The organism is Phormidium sp. FACHB-592, assembly GCF_014695795.1.
In the GTDB taxonomy this organism is placed as follows: domain Bacteria; phylum Cyanobacteriota; class Cyanobacteriia; order Leptolyngbyales; family Leptolyngbyaceae; genus Stenomitos.
In genome coordinates, this window is sequence record NZ_JACJOZ010000034.1 from 12,098 (window position 1) to 27,615 (window position 15,518).

At 49.2% G+C, this 15,518-nt stretch carries 17 protein-coding genes, 1 tRNA gene and 1 other annotated feature; of the genes, 7 read left to right on the forward strand and 11 right to left on the reverse strand.

Features of this window, described 5'->3' with window-relative positions; translation table 11 throughout:
• Positions 1-75: 75 nt before the first annotated feature.
• From H6F86_RS08610 to H6F86_RS08620, 3 genes are all read right to left on the reverse strand, one after another.
• Positions 76-1,095 carry an ABC transporter ATP-binding protein gene (locus tag H6F86_RS08610; RefSeq protein ID WP_190448083.1) on the reverse strand — a complete coding sequence of 340 codons (1,020 nt, stop codon included), beginning with the start codon at positions 1,093-1,095 and terminating at the stop codon, positions 76-78.
• A gap of 239 nt (positions 1,096-1,334) precedes the next feature.
• Positions 1,335-2,333 (reverse strand): heme o synthase, encoded by a 999-nt coding sequence (locus H6F86_RS08615; RefSeq protein ID WP_190448086.1) that lies wholly within the window; start codon positions 2,331-2,333, stop codon positions 1,335-1,337.
• A 138-nt stretch (positions 2,334-2,471) separates the two neighbouring features.
• The gene (locus H6F86_RS08620) at positions 2,472-3,458 is read right to left on the reverse strand and encodes a heme A synthase (RefSeq protein WP_190448087.1); all 987 of its coding nucleotides are present in this window, start codon (positions 3,456-3,458) and stop codon (positions 2,472-2,474) included.
• 450 nt (positions 3,459-3,908) lie between these two features.
• Between H6F86_RS08620 and H6F86_RS08625 the strand changes: the two genes are divergently transcribed.
• The 3 genes from H6F86_RS08625 to H6F86_RS08635 all read left to right on the forward strand — a co-directional run bounded on the left by H6F86_RS08625 (position 3,909) and on the right by H6F86_RS08635 (position 7,705).
• Positions 3,909-5,012, forward strand: coding sequence for a cytochrome c oxidase subunit II (locus tag H6F86_RS08625; RefSeq protein WP_190448089.1), 1,104 nt, complete (start codon positions 3,909-3,911; stop codon positions 5,010-5,012).
• A 113-nt stretch (positions 5,013-5,125) separates the two neighbouring features.
• Positions 5,126-6,886 carry a cytochrome c oxidase subunit I gene (ctaD, locus tag H6F86_RS08630; RefSeq protein ID WP_190448365.1) on the forward strand — a complete coding sequence of 587 codons (1,761 nt, stop codon included), beginning with the start codon at positions 5,126-5,128 and terminating at the stop codon, positions 6,884-6,886.
• A 198-nt stretch (positions 6,887-7,084) separates the two neighbouring features.
• Positions 7,085-7,705, forward strand: coding sequence for a heme-copper oxidase subunit III (locus H6F86_RS08635; RefSeq protein ID WP_190448091.1), 621 nt, complete (start codon positions 7,085-7,087; stop codon positions 7,703-7,705).
• A 234-nt stretch (positions 7,706-7,939) separates the two neighbouring features.
• Here the strand turns inward: H6F86_RS08635 and rplL are convergent, their stop codons facing one another.
• The 8 genes from rplL to rplS all read right to left on the reverse strand — a co-directional run bounded on the left by rplL (position 7,940) and on the right by rplS (position 12,224).
• On the reverse strand, positions 7,940-8,332 hold the full coding sequence (gene rplL / locus H6F86_RS08640; protein ID WP_190448093.1) for a 50S ribosomal protein L7/L12: 393 nt from the start codon (positions 8,330-8,332) through the stop codon (positions 7,940-7,942).
• Between the two features lie 109 nt (positions 8,333-8,441).
• Positions 8,442-8,975 (reverse strand): 50S ribosomal protein L10, encoded by a 534-nt coding sequence (rplJ, locus tag H6F86_RS08645; protein WP_190448094.1) that lies wholly within the window; start codon positions 8,973-8,975, stop codon positions 8,442-8,444.
• Positions 8,976-9,049: 74 nt separating this feature from the next.
• Positions 9,050-9,211: a sequence feature (ribosomal protein L10 leader region), on the reverse strand.
• A 110-nt stretch (positions 9,212-9,321) separates the two neighbouring features.
• Positions 9,322-10,035 (reverse strand): 50S ribosomal protein L1, encoded by a 714-nt coding sequence (rplA, locus tag H6F86_RS08650; protein ID WP_190448096.1) that lies wholly within the window; start codon positions 10,033-10,035, stop codon positions 9,322-9,324.
• Between the two features lie 112 nt (positions 10,036-10,147).
• On the reverse strand, positions 10,148-10,573 hold the full coding sequence (gene rplK / locus H6F86_RS08655) for a 50S ribosomal protein L11 (protein WP_190448099.1): 426 nt from the start codon (positions 10,571-10,573) through the stop codon (positions 10,148-10,150).
• Between the two features lie 8 nt (positions 10,574-10,581).
• Entirely contained in the window at positions 10,582-11,214 is a 633-nt protein-coding gene (gene nusG / locus H6F86_RS08660; RefSeq protein ID WP_190448101.1) for a transcription termination/antitermination protein NusG, read from the reverse strand.
• Positions 11,211-11,435 (reverse strand): preprotein translocase subunit SecE, encoded by a 225-nt coding sequence (secE, locus tag H6F86_RS08665; RefSeq protein ID WP_190448103.1) that lies wholly within the window; start codon positions 11,433-11,435, stop codon positions 11,211-11,213. Before secE ends, nusG begins: the two co-directional genes overlap by 4 nt.
• 240 nt (positions 11,436-11,675) lie before the next feature.
• Positions 11,676-11,748, reverse strand: a tRNA-Trp gene (locus tag H6F86_RS08670).
• 110 nt (positions 11,749-11,858) lie between these two features.
• On the reverse strand, positions 11,859-12,224 hold the full coding sequence (gene rplS, locus H6F86_RS08675) for a 50S ribosomal protein L19 (protein ID WP_190448105.1): 366 nt from the start codon (positions 12,222-12,224) through the stop codon (positions 11,859-11,861).
• A 384-nt stretch (positions 12,225-12,608) separates the two neighbouring features.
• On the opposite strand from rplS, the gene H6F86_RS08680 reads away from it, so the two are divergent.
• The 4 genes from H6F86_RS08680 (at position 12,609) to H6F86_RS08695 (ending at position 15,468) form a co-directional block, all read left to right on the forward strand.
• Positions 12,609-13,367 (forward strand): energy-coupling factor ABC transporter permease, encoded by a 759-nt coding sequence (locus tag H6F86_RS08680; protein ID WP_242033435.1) that lies wholly within the window; start codon positions 12,609-12,611, stop codon positions 13,365-13,367.
• A gap of 66 nt (positions 13,368-13,433) precedes the next feature.
• A complete protein-coding gene (locus H6F86_RS08685; RefSeq protein ID WP_190448107.1) occupies positions 13,434-13,790 on the forward strand; it encodes a PDGLE domain-containing protein in 357 nt (118 codons plus the stop codon).
• Between the two features lie 73 nt (positions 13,791-13,863).
• On the forward strand, positions 13,864-14,646 hold the full coding sequence (gene cbiQ, locus H6F86_RS08690) for a cobalt ECF transporter T component CbiQ (protein ID WP_190448109.1): 783 nt from the start codon (positions 13,864-13,866) through the stop codon (positions 14,644-14,646).
• Between the two features lie 12 nt (positions 14,647-14,658).
• Positions 14,659-15,468 carry an ATP-binding cassette domain-containing protein gene (locus H6F86_RS08695; RefSeq protein WP_190448112.1) on the forward strand — a complete coding sequence of 270 codons (810 nt, stop codon included), beginning with the start codon at positions 14,659-14,661 and terminating at the stop codon, positions 15,466-15,468.
• The last annotated feature ends 50 nt before the right edge of the window (positions 15,469-15,518 follow it).

The window sequence follows — 15,518 nt, forward strand, 5'->3', positions numbered from 1 at the left end:
TGTTGATGGCTACATCTATTTCGTTGCCTCTGTTGATTTCCTTGCCTCTATTGCATCTCAAGTACTGCGTCTCAATTACCGCATATTCTGCTTTCGTTCTGCCTTAGTATCTCGACTACCAGCCGCCGCAATTTCAGCGTCTAACAGGGTGCGACCGGTTGCAGCAAGATAAACATCATCCAGACTGGGACGTGCTTGAGCAATGCCAAAGGTGGGTAAGCCGACGGTTTGGAGGGCCTGTTGAACCATAGCAAGGGCATCGCTCTGAGGATGAACAACTAAGTTAAGCGAGTTGCCCTGAGCGCTGTTGATGATGACTTCCTGTACAGATGGTAGGTCTTGCAGCAGCGCCTTCGCTTTTTCAGCTTCTTCCAAAGGCGAAAACTCACGAATGCGGAGGGTGATGCGATCGCCGCCTACGTTGTCCTTCAGGGCTGAGGGCTTGCCGGATGCAATGACCATGCCCTGATCAATAATGGCAACCCGATCAGCGAGTGCATCTACTTCTTCAAGATAGTGGCTGGTAAGCAAGACAGTTGTGCCCTGTTCTCGCAGTCCTCGGAGAAAGTCCCAAACAGCAATCCGGCTTTCGATGTCTAGCCCAACAGTAGGCTCATCTAAAACCAATACTTGCGGTTGGTGTAAGAGTCCCGCTGCTAGATCTAGACGCTTCTTCAGCCCACCCGAATAGGTGCCCGTTTTTTTATCAGCGTAGCTTTCTAGATCTAGTAGCTTAAGGACGATCCCGATGCGTTCTTGGGCGATCGATCGTGGGAGGTGATACAGCGCCGCTTGAAGCTGAAGTAACTCTCGCCCCGTCAACACCTTATCTAGCGCTACTTCTTGGGCAATGTAGCCCAAATGCTGTCGGGCAAGGCGAGGCTGCTCAATTACAGAGATGCCAGCAACTTCTACTTTGCCAGCGTCGGGTTCAGCCAGGGTACAAAGGCAACGCAACGTCGTTGTTTTGCCAGACCCATTCGGACCTAAAAGACCAAAGATCTCACCTGGTTCGACTTGCAGCGACACGTCCTTAACAGCCGCTACAGAGCCATAATGCTTTTTCAGGTTTTCGATGAACACTGCAGGAGCCATAGCACCGCCCCAAAGCTATACAAATCTCAATACACTCATCCTATCGCACTTGTTGAAGCGAAGGAGTCGTATCTAGATCCCCGGCTTCTGAAACAGGGGCATTAAACATCTCTAGAGCCCCAACTTCTGAAATAGGGGCACTAAACTCATCAATGTTGCCTCAAGAAGTCGGGGATCTTAGGTCCAAACCAGGGCTTTTTGGCGCTTTAGGGCTTTTTACCAGTTCAGCGTCTGCACATTTAAGCGCTTAAGGAACCAACCATTGTCTGCACATTCGCGGCGATCGTCCGTAAATTGTCTGCTACTACAGTGACAAACTCATGGGTGAACGGCAAACTATCCAAACCCATACCAGCACAAAGCAACATCAGGTACAGAATGGAATATTTGAAGACCGATCGCGCTACTTGCAAATCTGACGGTGCTTGCATGAGCTGCCATGCTTTCTGGACAAAAACGCCGCCTAAGAGCAGAGCAATGCCGCAATAAACTGCACCCATAACATGCAAGGGGTAGACCAGCAGTAACGTTACTGGAAGCAGTATTAGTGTGTAGTAGAAGATTTGACGAGCAGTTGGCTCATTGCCTACGACCACAGGCAGCATCGGCACACCAACTTTGGCATAGTCTTCTCGAATTAAGACTGCTAGTGCCCAAAAATGTGGTGGTGTCCAGAAGAAGATAATGGCAAACAGTACCCACGCTGCCCAGCTCAAGTCACCCGTTACGGCTGCCCAGCCAACTAGTGGTGGAATTGCTCCGGCAGCACCGCCAATAACGATATTCAACGTACTGTGACGCTTAAGCCAGTGGGTATAAATCAGCACGTAAAAGACAATGCCAGACATGGCGAGACAGGCGCTCAACAAATTGGCAAAGACCGCTAACAGCGTAAAGGAGAGAGTGGCAAGAGCGATTGCAAAGATCAGTGCATCACGCGGCTGTATGCGACCCGATGGTAAGGGGCGATGGCGGGTGCGCTCCATGATGTAGTCGATATCGCGATCATAGAAGCAATTGATGGTATTGGCTGACCCAGCTGCACAAGCACCGCTGATTAGCGTGACTAGTAAGAGAACGGGATCGACCTCACCCTTGGCCGCAATCCACATACCGCCAGCAGTCGTAATCAGCAGCAGCAGAATAATACGAGGTTTTGTGAGTTGATAATAGCTTTGAAGAACCTGTAGAACGTTTTCGTGTTGGCGGGGGATACCAGTTAAGACAGTTTCTTGCATTCGCCCTTTCCTAAAGAAGACAGATCTAAAAAAACTCGAACCGCAATGATGAAAGTGATGAGCCTCTTACCTGTAGGACTTGCTCAAGCCGTACGTTGCCAAACCCACTTCACCGAAATCAGTTGGACTGGCTTGAAGTCAAGCCGGTTGACCATTGGCACGATCGCCAGGAAAGGTCTCGTCTGTAGCCGCTGGTGCCAGAGGAGACGACGTTTCGTCGATCGCCGCTGTTGGCAAATCGCGCCACGCCAGTACTGTAAAGGCAACCAACGTTCCCAGCAAGGCAGCCCCGATCGCCTGATGCGAAACCGTTAGTGGTTCCACCTGCAACCTGAGCTTAAACGTTGCTACGCCCAAAAGAATCTGAAGCACCACCAAGCTGCTTGCCACTTTTGCCAGCTTGCGTAGCGTGGGATGCAGGGCTGGAGTTCGCCATGCCAGAACTGCCAGTGTCAAAACTGCCAGCGTTGGCGGCACTACGCCTGCAATATGACTGTGCATCACCACGCAAAGTCCAGAATCGTTCAGGCATTGATGAAGCGCCCAACGGGACGCAACTAGCGCGCCCAGGATGCTTTGGAGATAAACCAAAAATCCCGCGATGAGACCAACCCAGGGCAGTTTCCCAGCAGTGCCCATGCCTTGGTGCGGCATCAGCGCCACGCCGATTGCCAGCAGCGTCACAAAAAACAGCAGCGCCGTACCTAAATGTGCCGTCACAATGTCGAATCGGAGCAACTCAGTTACAGTCAGCCCGCCTAAAAGCCCTTGAAAGAGCACTAGCGCCAGCGCTAGAGCAGTTGCCCAGGGTGTCCAACCAGGAAGGGAGCGGCGGTACCACCAGGCAAGCCCGAACAGCCCGATTGCAAACAAGCCCATAGAGGATGCAGTTAAACGATGAAACCACTCCAGAAAAACCTGGAAGTTCATCTGCTGTCGCGGCAGTAATTCGCCATAGCAAAGCGGCCAGTCGGGGCACGCAAGACCAGCATTCATCACGCGCGTTGCACTGCCCAGTGCCATAAGAAACAAGGTTTCTGCTGCCATCGCCAGCGCAAAGTGGCTAATCCGCGATTGATGTTGGGATGCTTCAGGAGCAGATTGATGGGAGATTGCATCAGCCATCGGCTTATCCTTAAATCACAAAACTAAATGTAACTAAATACAACACAGGAGTGAGTGCTCACTTCAAACCTAGCACTCTAGACTCAAAAGCGGGTCTGCCTACTTTACTAGCTATTACTTTAGTGATGCTGTTGCCTCATAGCCTCCCCCTTTGGAATTTCTTCGGATTACATCTTTCGTGCGGTATCAAGCGTTGCAAAAGCAAGATGCCGTAATGGCTTTTAGCTTTAAAGCTCTTTGTGTCTTGGAGCTGACGCTTACAATATCCAGGCTCTATGCTAGAGATCGAGAACTGAGGTCTGAGGAGCAATCCTGAAGAAAATCATAAGGATGTTTAACGATTACTCCTTTTCTATAAGCACTGCTTTACCTTGTAAGGTAAGTAAGGCTTATTTTGGCTAGCTTGAGTGACTTGCGTTGGCGATCGACATCTTTAGGCGAATCTGAATTGTGAATATTCCAAGTTCCATTACAACAATGCTTGCTGGCATTCTGCTTACCCTGGTTAGCCTCTGGGTTGGTCAAAACCACGGTTTGATGCCAGTTGAAGCCTCTGAAGCCGCTCCTTTGATTGATGGGCTGTTCGACACAATGATGACGATCGGTACCGGATTATTCCTGCTGGTCATGGGGGTTATTTTGGTTGCCGTGGTTAAGTTCCGCCGTCAACCGGGTGATGAGACGGATGGTTCTCCCGTTCATGGCAACATTCCGTTGGAGATTCTTTGGACTTCTATCCCAGCTGTCATTGTCTTAGGCTTGGCAATCTACAGCTTTGAGGTTTATACCCAGATTGGCGGGTTGAACCCTATGGAACATTCGGTGGCACATGGGCAATCAACCCAGCAAATGGCAACTATACCTGGGGCGGCGATCGCGGCAACGTTGCCACCTGATCAAGCAATGGCATCCCAGATGCTTATGGCAGATGCTGGATCAGATGGACCAACTCAAGCTGAGGCTGGAGCGCCTGGCGGGATCACCAAAAAAGAGGATGGCTCTGAAACCTCTATCACTCCTGGCGTGGGTTCTATGCCGACAAAAGATGACCCATTGAAACCCTTTGTGATCCAGGCAAATGGATTGCAGTACGCCTGGATTTTCACTTACCCCAATAGTGGTGTTGTCGCAGGTGAACTGCATGTCCCCGTTGGGCGTGAGGTTCTCCTTGAGATTTCTGCTAGTGATGTGCTGCACGCCTTTTGGGTGCCGGAGTTTCGGCTGAAGCAAGACGCCGTTCCTGGTCAACCAACTGAATTACGGTTCACGCCCAATCGGATTGGTGAGTATCCAGTGATTTGTGCCGAACTTTGCGGTCCGTATCATGGTGCTATGAGAACGAAAGTGGTTGCTGAATCGCCTGCTGACTTTGCTACCTGGATTGACGAGCAAAAAGTTGCAAGCGCTCAAGGTTTGGAGCAGACGATCGCCGTTAACCCTGCTGACAAAGCACCGGCTGAATTTTTGGCTCCCTATGCTGACCGAATGGGCATTCACTCCGATCTTCTCCAGCAGCTCCATTCAGAGTCTGGGCACGCTTACTCTGCAAGCTAGGACGCGATTCGTCCGTCACCCTAGCTCTAAAAGCGCCTTCGACAAAGAAACACCATCTGTAACGCAACCTGTAAAAGCAACGCGATTAGCTGATCGCAATGGACTTAGCTCTTATGACCCAAGCACAGCTACAAGAGACGGCTAATATTCCCGCTCACGGTGTTGAACCAAGCGGTAATAACTGGCGCACTTACTTCAGCTTTAGCACTGACCATAAAGTGATCGGGATTCAGTACCTGGTTACAACATTTGTTTTCTATTTGATTGGCGGTGCCCTAGCAACGGCGGTTCGTACAGAACTTGCAACGCCAGAAGTGGATTTTGTAAGCCGAGAGGTTTACAACAGCCTGTTCACGGTTCACGCGACGGTGATGATCTTTCTATGGATTGTGCCTGCTACAACGGGTGGCTTTGGCAACTACCTAGTGCCACTGCTCATTGGGGCACGAGATATGGCATTTCCTAAGCTGAATGCCCTTGCTTTTTGGATGATCCCGCCCGCAGGCATCCTGCTGCTTTGCAGTTTTTTCGTTGGCGCTCCTGGTGCTGGTTGGACCTCGTATCCACCGCTAAGTCTCGTTACTGATAAAGCGGGTGAGGCGATTTGGATTCTTAGCGTTTTGATTCTCGGTACGTCATCGATTCTGGCAGCAGTAAATTTCATTGCCACGATCTTTAAGATGCGTGTCGCGGGGATGGGTTTTAACCAGATGCCGCTCTTTTGCTGGGCAATGCTGGCAACCTCAACGCTGGCTCTATTAGCGACTCCAGTCCTTGCAGGGGCGCTGATTTTGCTTGCCTTTGATTTGCTAGTGGGTACGGCATTCTTTAACCCGACTGGTGGCGGCAATCCGATCGTCTACCAGCATATGTTCTGGTTCTACTCGCATCCTGCCGTGTACATCATGATCTTGCCTGTATTTGGCATGATCTCGGAGATCCTCCCAGTCCACGCGCGCAAACCAATTTTTGGTTACAAAGCGATCGCCTATTCAAGTCTCGCCATTTGCTTTTTGGGGCTGATTGTTTGGGCGCACCATATGTTTACCAGTGGCACCCCGCCCTGGTTGCGGATGTTTTTTATGATCACGACGATGGTCATTGCTGTACCAACGGGGATCAAGGTCTTTAGTTGGCTAGCAACGATTTGGGGTGGCAAGCTGCGTCTAAACAGCGCCATGCTGTTCGCGCTTGGGTTTTTGTCAATGTTCGTGATTGGCGGCATCAGCGGTGTCATGGTTGCGGCTGTACCGTTCGACATTCACGTTCACGATACCTATTTCATCGTGGCGCACATCCACTATGTTTTGTTTGGTGGCAGCGTCTTTGGTCTATACGCTGGGTTCTACCACTGGTTCCCTAAAATGACTGGACGGATGCTGAATGAGACTTGGGGGCAGGTGCATTTTTGGCTCAATCTGGTTGGCTTTAACCTGGCGTTTTTGCCCATGCATAAGCTAGGGCTGGAGGGTATGAACCGTCGAATTGCGGAATATGAGCCTCGTTTTGCTTTCCTTAACTTGATTTGCTCGATCGGCGCTTATATCCTGGCAGTGTCAACCATTCCCTTCATTGTGAATGTGATCTGGAGCTGGATGTATGGTCCGAAAGCCGGTGATAATCCGTGGAAAGGTCTAACGTTGGAGTGGATGACCAGTTCACCGCCGCCCGTCGAGAACTTTGATGCTGATCCTGTATTAGCAACAGGTCCTTATGATTATGGGTTTGGCGATCGTGCTACTCCAGTTGATGTACCCTTTTCCGATTCGAGAGATCCCGCACTTGCTGCTGGTCCCAACTCTTCACTGAGAGCGACGCCTGACCCTGCTGTTGCTGTTTCGCCTGATGATCGTGGCGATAGTAATAACCATTAGGGATTGATATGAAAAAAGTACCAGTCAATTAAGTTTCGCTTTCGCTTCACCTTCCGCAGCGGTGGATTGAGTGCGATCGAAGAAGTTTAGCTAGTTAGGACCGGACTAAACTAATACCCTTAAAACTTTTGATGAGTTATCGTTTGCAGCCAGTCATTGCCAATTACCAAAGAGCCACCTAACGGAAACTTTCTACTCATGACAGGTTCAACTTTAGATTCCGCTAAAACTGCGCTCAACTATCACCATGCTGAAGTTGAAGCACCCCACGCAGAACATCACGACTACAGGATTTTCGGCATCATCATCTTTCTGATTGCAGAAGCAATGATTTTCCTGGGTCTGTTTACTGCTTATTTGACCTTTCGCGCTGTCGCGCCGAGTTGGCCCCCAGAAGGCACACCAAAACTAGAACTGCTGCTGCCAGGTATCAACACCATCATTCTTATTTCCAGCAGCTTTGTGATCCACAATGCTGACACTGCAATTAAGAAAAATGACGTAAAGGGCTTGCAAAAGTGGTTTGCGATTACAGCTGCTATGGGAGCAGTCTTTTTAGCCGGTCAGCTCTATGAATATTTTCATTTGGAGTTTGGGCTGACTACCAATTTGTTTGCCAGCACATTTTATGTGTTGACTGGGTTTCATGGACTACACGTTGCGTTTGGCTTAGTGCTAATGCTGGGGGTGCTGTGGCGATCACTCAAACAAGGGCATTACAGCAGCGAGAACCATTTTGGTGTTGAAGCTGCTGAAATCTACTGGCACTTCGTTGATGTTGTTTGGATCTTTCTCTTTCTGCTGCTCTACATTCTGTAAGCGCTTGTAAAGAGTAGGTTGACTTTTGAGACGGCGGTTAGCCAAGTTCTACAGAGAAGCAAGCTACAGTAGATGGCAAATAGGGTTAGAAGCCTAGTATCCTAATTGCTCCAAAGCTCTATATAGTTGAACCTCATAACATGAGTCTGGGCTTAAGGGTACGAAAATAAAAGGGGAGACGTTTTCGTCTCCCCTTTTATTTCTATTGTGGCATTATCAGTGGAGCTAATCGATTTACTTGATTGCTACTTTCGCGCCAGCTTCTTCTAGTTGCTTTTTAGCATCTTCGGCATCACCCTTAGAAACCCCTTCCTTAACGGCTTTAGGCGCTGCTTCAACCAAATCTTTCGCTTCTTTCAGTCCTAGACCGGTTAAGGTTCGTACGACTTTCAGAATCGCAATCTTCTTGTCAGCCGGGAATTCTTCCAGCATGACGTTAAATTCGGTTTGCTCTTCCGCTTCTTCTGCAGGAGCAGCGGCAGCGCCAGGAGCCGCCATCATCATTCCGCCTACAGGAGCCGCCGCACTTACGCCGAAGGCTTCTTCAATTTGCTTAACCAGTTCTGACGCTTCCAATAGCGTCAGAGTTTTCAACTGTTCTAAAATTCCATCAGTGGTTGCAGACATTTGTAGTCTCCTAAGTTTTTGGTTTTCGGTTATCAAGCCTACTGGGCAGGCAAGAAAAATTGCTAGTTTTGAGGGGTTTAGTTCTAAAAACTAAGCACTAAAAGCTGATTCAAGCGGCTTCTTGATCTTTGTCGGCAACCGCTTGAATAGCACGAGCCAGCGAAGACGGTACCTGATTGATCCCGATCGCCAACTTGGCAGCCACACCATTGATTGCTCCAGCCACTTGAGCAATAAGCTGCTCCTTAGATGGCAGGTCAGCGATCGCTTTCACCTCAGCTTCCGTTAACGCACGTCCTTCCATCACGCCGCCACGAAGTTCTGTCTTCTTGGTCGCTTTCTGGAAATCCTGATACGCTTTGAGCGCACCGCCAACGTCATCTTTAATTAATAGAAAGGCTGATGACTCTGACAACAGGGTTGTCATTGGCTCCCAAGCAGAATCACCTGTAACAGCGATTCGCATGAGGGTATTCTTAGCCACTTTACAGGTTGCGCCACTTGGCAGAAGCCGTCTACGCAAATCTGTAATTTCGGCAACCGTTAGCCCCTTGTAGTTGATGACAACTGCCAACTGAGACGAACTCAATGTTTCTTTGAGTTCAGCTACAAGCGCCTTTTTACCCTCTAACGTTCTACCCATTTATCTTCACCTCCTTTTGTTGGATGGTTTGGTCAAACTTAAACACTGCTCATTCAGTTCATTAGACAAAGCTAGGTAAGATCAAAAAACCCCGGACTCGAAGCCGGGGTTACGCTGTAAATTGGCTATCAGTGCTGTACAAGGCAACACTGACACTCCGAAAATACAAGACGAAAACCTCGGCAGGAAATTAAGCTCTGGGCACCCGCTGTCTCTGGCTTTGCTATGAAATTGTTGGTACTTAGTTAACGTCTAGTAATCCTACGATCGCAACAGTAATGAGGTGCAGTTGCTTGCTTAAGTGCTTAAACATTAGTCTACCAACTAACTGTCACTAACGGAAAACTTAGGCTGCGTCTCCCACCTTTAGATCTCGCAGGAGGCTTACGTCAACTTCAATTGACGGTCCCATCGTTGAAGCAACGTAGACAGTACGCCAGTAGCGACCTTTTGCACCAGAAGGGCGATTGCGATCGATCGTTTCTTGCAACGCCTTAAGATTAATCATCAAATCTTCGGCTGGAAACGCTGCTTTGCCAAACATCACGTGGACGATGCCCGTTTTATCGGCACGAAACTCTAGTTTACCTGCCTTAAATTCAGCGATCGCTTGCGGTAAGTCAAAGGTAACCGTACCACCCTTAGGCGATGGCATTAAACCACGTGGACCAAGCAACTTACCCAGCTTTGCCACTTGAGGCATCATGTCTGGTGTCGCAATCAGCAAATCAAAGTCGATTGTGCCCTTTTGGATCTCGGTAATCAGTTCTTCTGAGCCAGCTAAGTCTGCACCTGCATTCGTTGCCTCAGTCACTTTCTCACCACGAGCAATGACAGCAACTCGAATCGATTGCCCCGTGCCTTTGGGGAGTGCAACAGTCGTCCGCAACTGTTGATCAGCATACTTAGGATCAATCCCCAAGCGAATGTGAGCCTCTGCGGATTCTGGAAATTTAGCGGTCGCTGTTTCTTTCAGCAGGTTTAAGGCTTCAAGCGGTTCGTACGCACGATCCTCAACCTTTTTGTTTAATTCTTGCAGTCTACGAGATATTTTGACCATAGTTTCCTCTTGGGGTGCTAACGAAGCATTGCCTCTCCCCCGCTAACGGTTTACAAAAACTGCAATCTCTTGTCTAAAGACACTTAGACAACGTGCAAACTGAGCCCTTAAGCTAATCCTTAACTGTCACGCCCATATTGCGCGCCGTTCCCTCAACAATTCGCATTGCTGCCTCAATGTCATTTGCATTCAGGTCAGGTAGTTTGGCTTGAGCGATTTCTTGAAGCTGAGAGCGGGTGATTGAACCCACCTTCTTACGATTTGCTTCGCCTGAGCCTCGCTCAATGCCTGCTGCTTTTGCAATGAGCTTAGATGCAGGCGGCGTCTTGAGAATAAAGGTGAAACTGCGATCTTCATAAACCGAAATTTCGACAGGAACCACCATGCCTGCTTGGTCAGCAGTTCGCGCATTGTATTCCTTGCAGAACATCATAATGTTGACCCCGTGCTGACCGAGCGCGGGACCAATAGGAGGAGCCGGGTTTGCTTTCCCAGCGGTGATTGCCAACTTAATGACCGCAGCAACTTTCTTTGCCATTGACTCTACTAACTCTCTTTCTGAACCTGATTGAACTCTAACTCCACTGGTGTATCACGCCCAAAAATAGACAACAGCGCTTTAAGCTTACTGCGCTCTGGGCTGACCTCAATCACCTCGCCTTCAAAGTCTTTAAAGGGACCCGACAGCACCAAAATTTTGTCTCCAGGAGCCATGTCAATTTTGACAATAGGCTCTTGCTCTTGAGCTTGCTTAAAGATGCGCTCGACTTCAGCATTGCCCAACGGCAGTGGCTTAACATGACCGCGACCGCGACCATAACGGCGCTTTTGCTCCGCCCCCACAAAGTTGATGACGTTAGGTGTATTTTTAATAACCTGCCAGGTGTCATCATCCATCAGCATATTGACGAGCACGTAGCCAGGAAATACTTTTTCTTCTGTACTCTGCCGACTGCCATCTTTGCGAAGCCTGATAGCAGGAGTCTGAGGAATCTCGATCTGGAAGATGCGATTGACAACATCCAGTGTTTCAATGCGTTGTTCCAAATTTGCCTTGACACGCTTTTCGCAACCAGAGGCAACCTGCACAGCATACCAGCGACCGTTTTTAGCCGATGTTTCTTCTGACTGTTCCTCTGGTGCCGAATTTTGTTGAAAGTCGTCTGATGCAAAAGTCATCCGAACACCTGCTGGGCTCCCCAAGCGAAGAAATTATCAACCAGGTAAATGAGGGTTGCGGAAAGGATCACCATCAAAACTACAGCGATCGATTCACTAATAAGCTGCTGACGACTAGGCCAGACAACCTTATCAAGCTCATCCTTTGTCTCTTGCAAGAAGGCTGAAGCATTAAAGCCAGGCTTTGCCTCTTGCACCTCGGTAGCTTCTTTTTTTGCCACAGTTCCTCATCTCCCTTTCAGTGCAGCGTTAAACTAGATCACTTCTTTCCTGTCTCCATGGTGGAAACCATCTTAGAAGTTGGCGACCGTACTACCAATGTATCCCATCGCTGTCGTTTAACGCTTCGTGCTGCTTGTCCAGTCCATTAAAATAAATGACTTTTTACAGCCTCTGGTAAAACAGCAAAAGGCGATCGCTAGACCAGTATCAAACCTTACTCACGATCGCCGTTCACCAAGCGCGCCCTGGAGGACTTGAACCCCCGACATCAGGTTTTGGAGACCTGCGTTCTACCAACTGAACTAAGAGCGCCAGTGCTTCAGCATTAGCATCATCAGTCTATCAGTTTGACTGTTAGTTTGTCGGTTACTAGTAGCTAAAGGCATGGTTGCCAGCAATTAGTAACCGGGCACGCTAACGACTCACTGAAGTGGACGATCAAAGCGCTGCTTAAGACGAGTTGCCTTACCAATGCGATCACGTAGGAAGTATAGTTTAGCGCGGCGCACCTTAGCACGTCGTAGCACCTTAATACTTTCAATACGAGGCGAATGGATTAGAAAAACCCGCTCTACACCAACACCCTGAAACGTTTTGCGAACCGTGATGTTTTGATTGAGACCAGCACCCCGACGGGCGATGATGACACCCTCGTAAGGCTGTGTCCGCTCTTTACCGCCCTCTTGAATGATGACACCAACTTTAACAGTGTCACCGATATAAAGGACTGGCAGATCCGACTTCATTTGCTCCGCTTCGATGGAGCGGATAATCTCTTGGGCATGCATAGGTTAAGTGAAAACTCACAGTCTACAATCATAGACCATGCTAGCCACTTCGGTCTAGAGACACTGATGAAATAACTAAAATGCTGCTTGAACTTAACAGGGGGAGGCTTTCGCCATAGGGAAAGGTCTTTCAGGATCTTTTTTAGATTCGTAACTGCGTAAGCAAGATGTTCTCCCTAAGCAAAAAGCAGTCAAATCTAGCTAGTACCCTCTCTCAGTATGCCCCCGTGGAGGATTGAATTTTCAGCTCTGTTTGTTGGAAAGTGTTGGGGCTAGTCCAGGATGGGCAGATTGCGCCATCTGGGTAGTCGTTAGGTCACTCGTTTCTCTACTATTCCAGCTTTTCTGTTCTGTATCTACTTGTATCTCAATGAGGACTTTGTTTTGATTACAGTCGGAGTTGTTTTCTTGCACCTACTGTCCTCCCCTCTATGGCGATGGGCACTGCCGTCTCATCTGGCACTACATATTCCAGATGGGTTTCTCAGTTTGCCAGTTAGCTTAGCTACCTGGGTTGTGGCAGTCGCTCTGATTGCAGTAGCGCTAAAGCGAGTGGAATCCGAATACAAGGATCGAACAGTTCCTTTAATGGGCGTTTGTGCAGCCTTTATTTTTGCGGCACAGATGATTAATTTTCCGATCCCAGGTGGAACGTCAGGTCATTTGCTTGGCGGTACATTGGCAGGTGCTTTGCTAGGACCGTGGGCGGGATCGCTCGTGATGACAGTCGTATTTATCGTCCAGAGTATTCTTTTCCAGGATGGTGGTTTAACCGTTCTGGGTGCCAATGTTTTTAACATGGGCTTGATTGGCACCTTTGGGGGCTACTACCTGTATCGAGCCGTTCGCTTTGCCTTAGGACGCAACTCTCTGCGTGGAACACTGATTGGTGTAGCAATTGCTGCCTGGCTCAGTGTCATCGTTGCTGCAGTTGCTACAGCAATTCAACTGGCTTTGTCTGGTACGGTACCTCTTGCTGTAGCTCTGACAGCGATGCTATCCTGGCACATTCTGATTGGTGTCGGTGAGGCAATTATTTCTGTAACAACTATTAGTTTTATCTGGCGATCGCGCCCTGACTTACTTTACGATGCACCGCGTAAAGCGCATTCACTAGCATCGAAGTCACTTTTACCGCGCTAACTCATTTTTGTCAGAAGCTTACGTTAGATATTTGCTGAGAAGCTCACATTTTTAAAAGGTTTCACTATGAGCAACCGTCGTTACCAGCAGCGGAACCGCGCGTTTGTGCTTTCTGGTCTGGGTATTGCACTGCTAATCGCGATCGTTTTATCGCCCTTTGCAAGCTCAGACCCAGATGGTCTGGATCGAGTTTCAGAAGATCTTAAGTTTAGCGATAAGGCACTTGAGGAGCAGCCAGCCCAGAAGCTGCCGTTCCATGCTGTTTTTGATGAATACGCTGTAAGGGGAGTGCCCGAACAGATTGCTACACCGCTAGCCGGACTGGTTGGTACACTGGTCACGTTTGGTTTGGCTTGGGGGGCGGGCAAGTTGCTTGTGCGGAAGTCAGGGACACCCTCTGACGATTCTCTGTCAGAAGAGTGATTTTTAGCTTGCCTGACTGCTGATATAGCTTATTGAACTCGTATTGGTGCTATTTCACCAGAAGGAAGCATGAATGCTCCTGCACATTGGTGCTTTTCGTCTTGACATTGATAGTCAGCGAGTATCGCTGTGGCACCGATTAGCGCCCAAGACTCGCGTGGTATGTACGTTGCTACTGCTATTTGCGATCGCCCTTACACCAAATGGACGCTGGTGGACTTGGTTCGCCTATGCCCTTGGTGTTGGGGTGATTATTTTATGCAGCCGTGTCACCCTTTCTATCTTGGTGCAGCGGGTTGCAGTTGAGTCAGTTTTTATTAGCGTTGTGCTGCTTGGTACGCTGTTTCGTGGCGGTGGTAACGTGTTGTGGCAATGGGGTTGGCTGCAAATTACGACTGAAGGGCTTCTAGTTTTGGGCAGCGTGGCGTTCAAGGCATTGCTATCGCTTTTAATAGCAAATGTTTTAGTTCTGACAACCTCAGTACCAGCACTACTTCAGGCATTGACTGAGTTGCGGCTACCGCCTCTACTGGTCGCAATCATGGCATCCATGTATCGCTATGTAGCAGTGTTGGTTAGCGAGTTTCAGTCGATGCAGCGAGCGGCGCTTTCCCGTAACTTGATGGGGAGCGATCGCTGGCAGCGATTGGTCATTGGCAATATGTTTGGCTCATTGTTTATCCGTACGCTTGACCGAGGCGAGCGGGTGCATCAAGCGATGCTATCACGTGGTTATGAGGGCTTACCACCTGCGCCAGACGCTACAGGTGTTGGTCAGCACGATTACCTTGCGTTAACGCTCACTGTGAGCTTGACCCTGCTGGGGCAGGGCATTTACCTCTTCAACGTTGTTTAACTTGCGGCTCGTATGCACCATAACCCTATAGAAATCCGTGCTTTGAGCTACGCCTACCCTGATGAAACACAGGCACTTAAAGGGATCAACCTTTCGATTAAGGCGACTGAACGGGTCGCGATCGTCGGTGCAAACGGCTCTGGTAAATCGACGCTGTTGCTACATTTCAACGGGCTGCTGCTGCCCCAAACGGGCGCGATCGCGGTTGGTGAGCTAATGATGACACCGAAAAATTTGAAGGCAATTCGCAACTTTGTCGGCTTGGTATTTCAAAACCCAGACGATCAGTTGTTTATGCCTACGGTTTGGGAAGATGTCACATTTGGTCCGTTGAATCAAGGCATCAAAGGGCATGAACTGGAGCATCGGGCAGTGGCAGCAATGAGAGCAGTGAGCTTAGACCCGCAGCAATATGGTTCGCGGAATGCCAATAATTTGTCGGGTGGTGAAAAGAAACGGGTGGCGATCGCGGGTGTTCTTGCTATGCAGCCTCAGGTGCTTGTGTTAGATGAACCCTCTGCCCAGCTTGATCCCCGCTGTCGTCGTGAACTGATTCACCTGCTCGATAGCCTGCCCTTCACACAATTAATTGCAACTCATGACCTGGATCTAGCGCTGGAACTGTGCGATCGCACCGTTGTCCTTAGTCAAGGTGAGGTAGTTTTTGATGGACCTACTGAACATATCCTTAGCGATGCCGATCGGCTAGCACAATATTCACTGGAACTGCCGTTGAGCTACAGCCGCCCGTATTGCCAGCTTGAACACGCTCCAACAGTGGTGAAAAAAGCTGTAGGTGCTGGATCGTTTGCTCAAAGCTAAGGTTGATCGGATCACTAACCCCTAAACCGTTGCTCTGGGCTGCCTCGTAA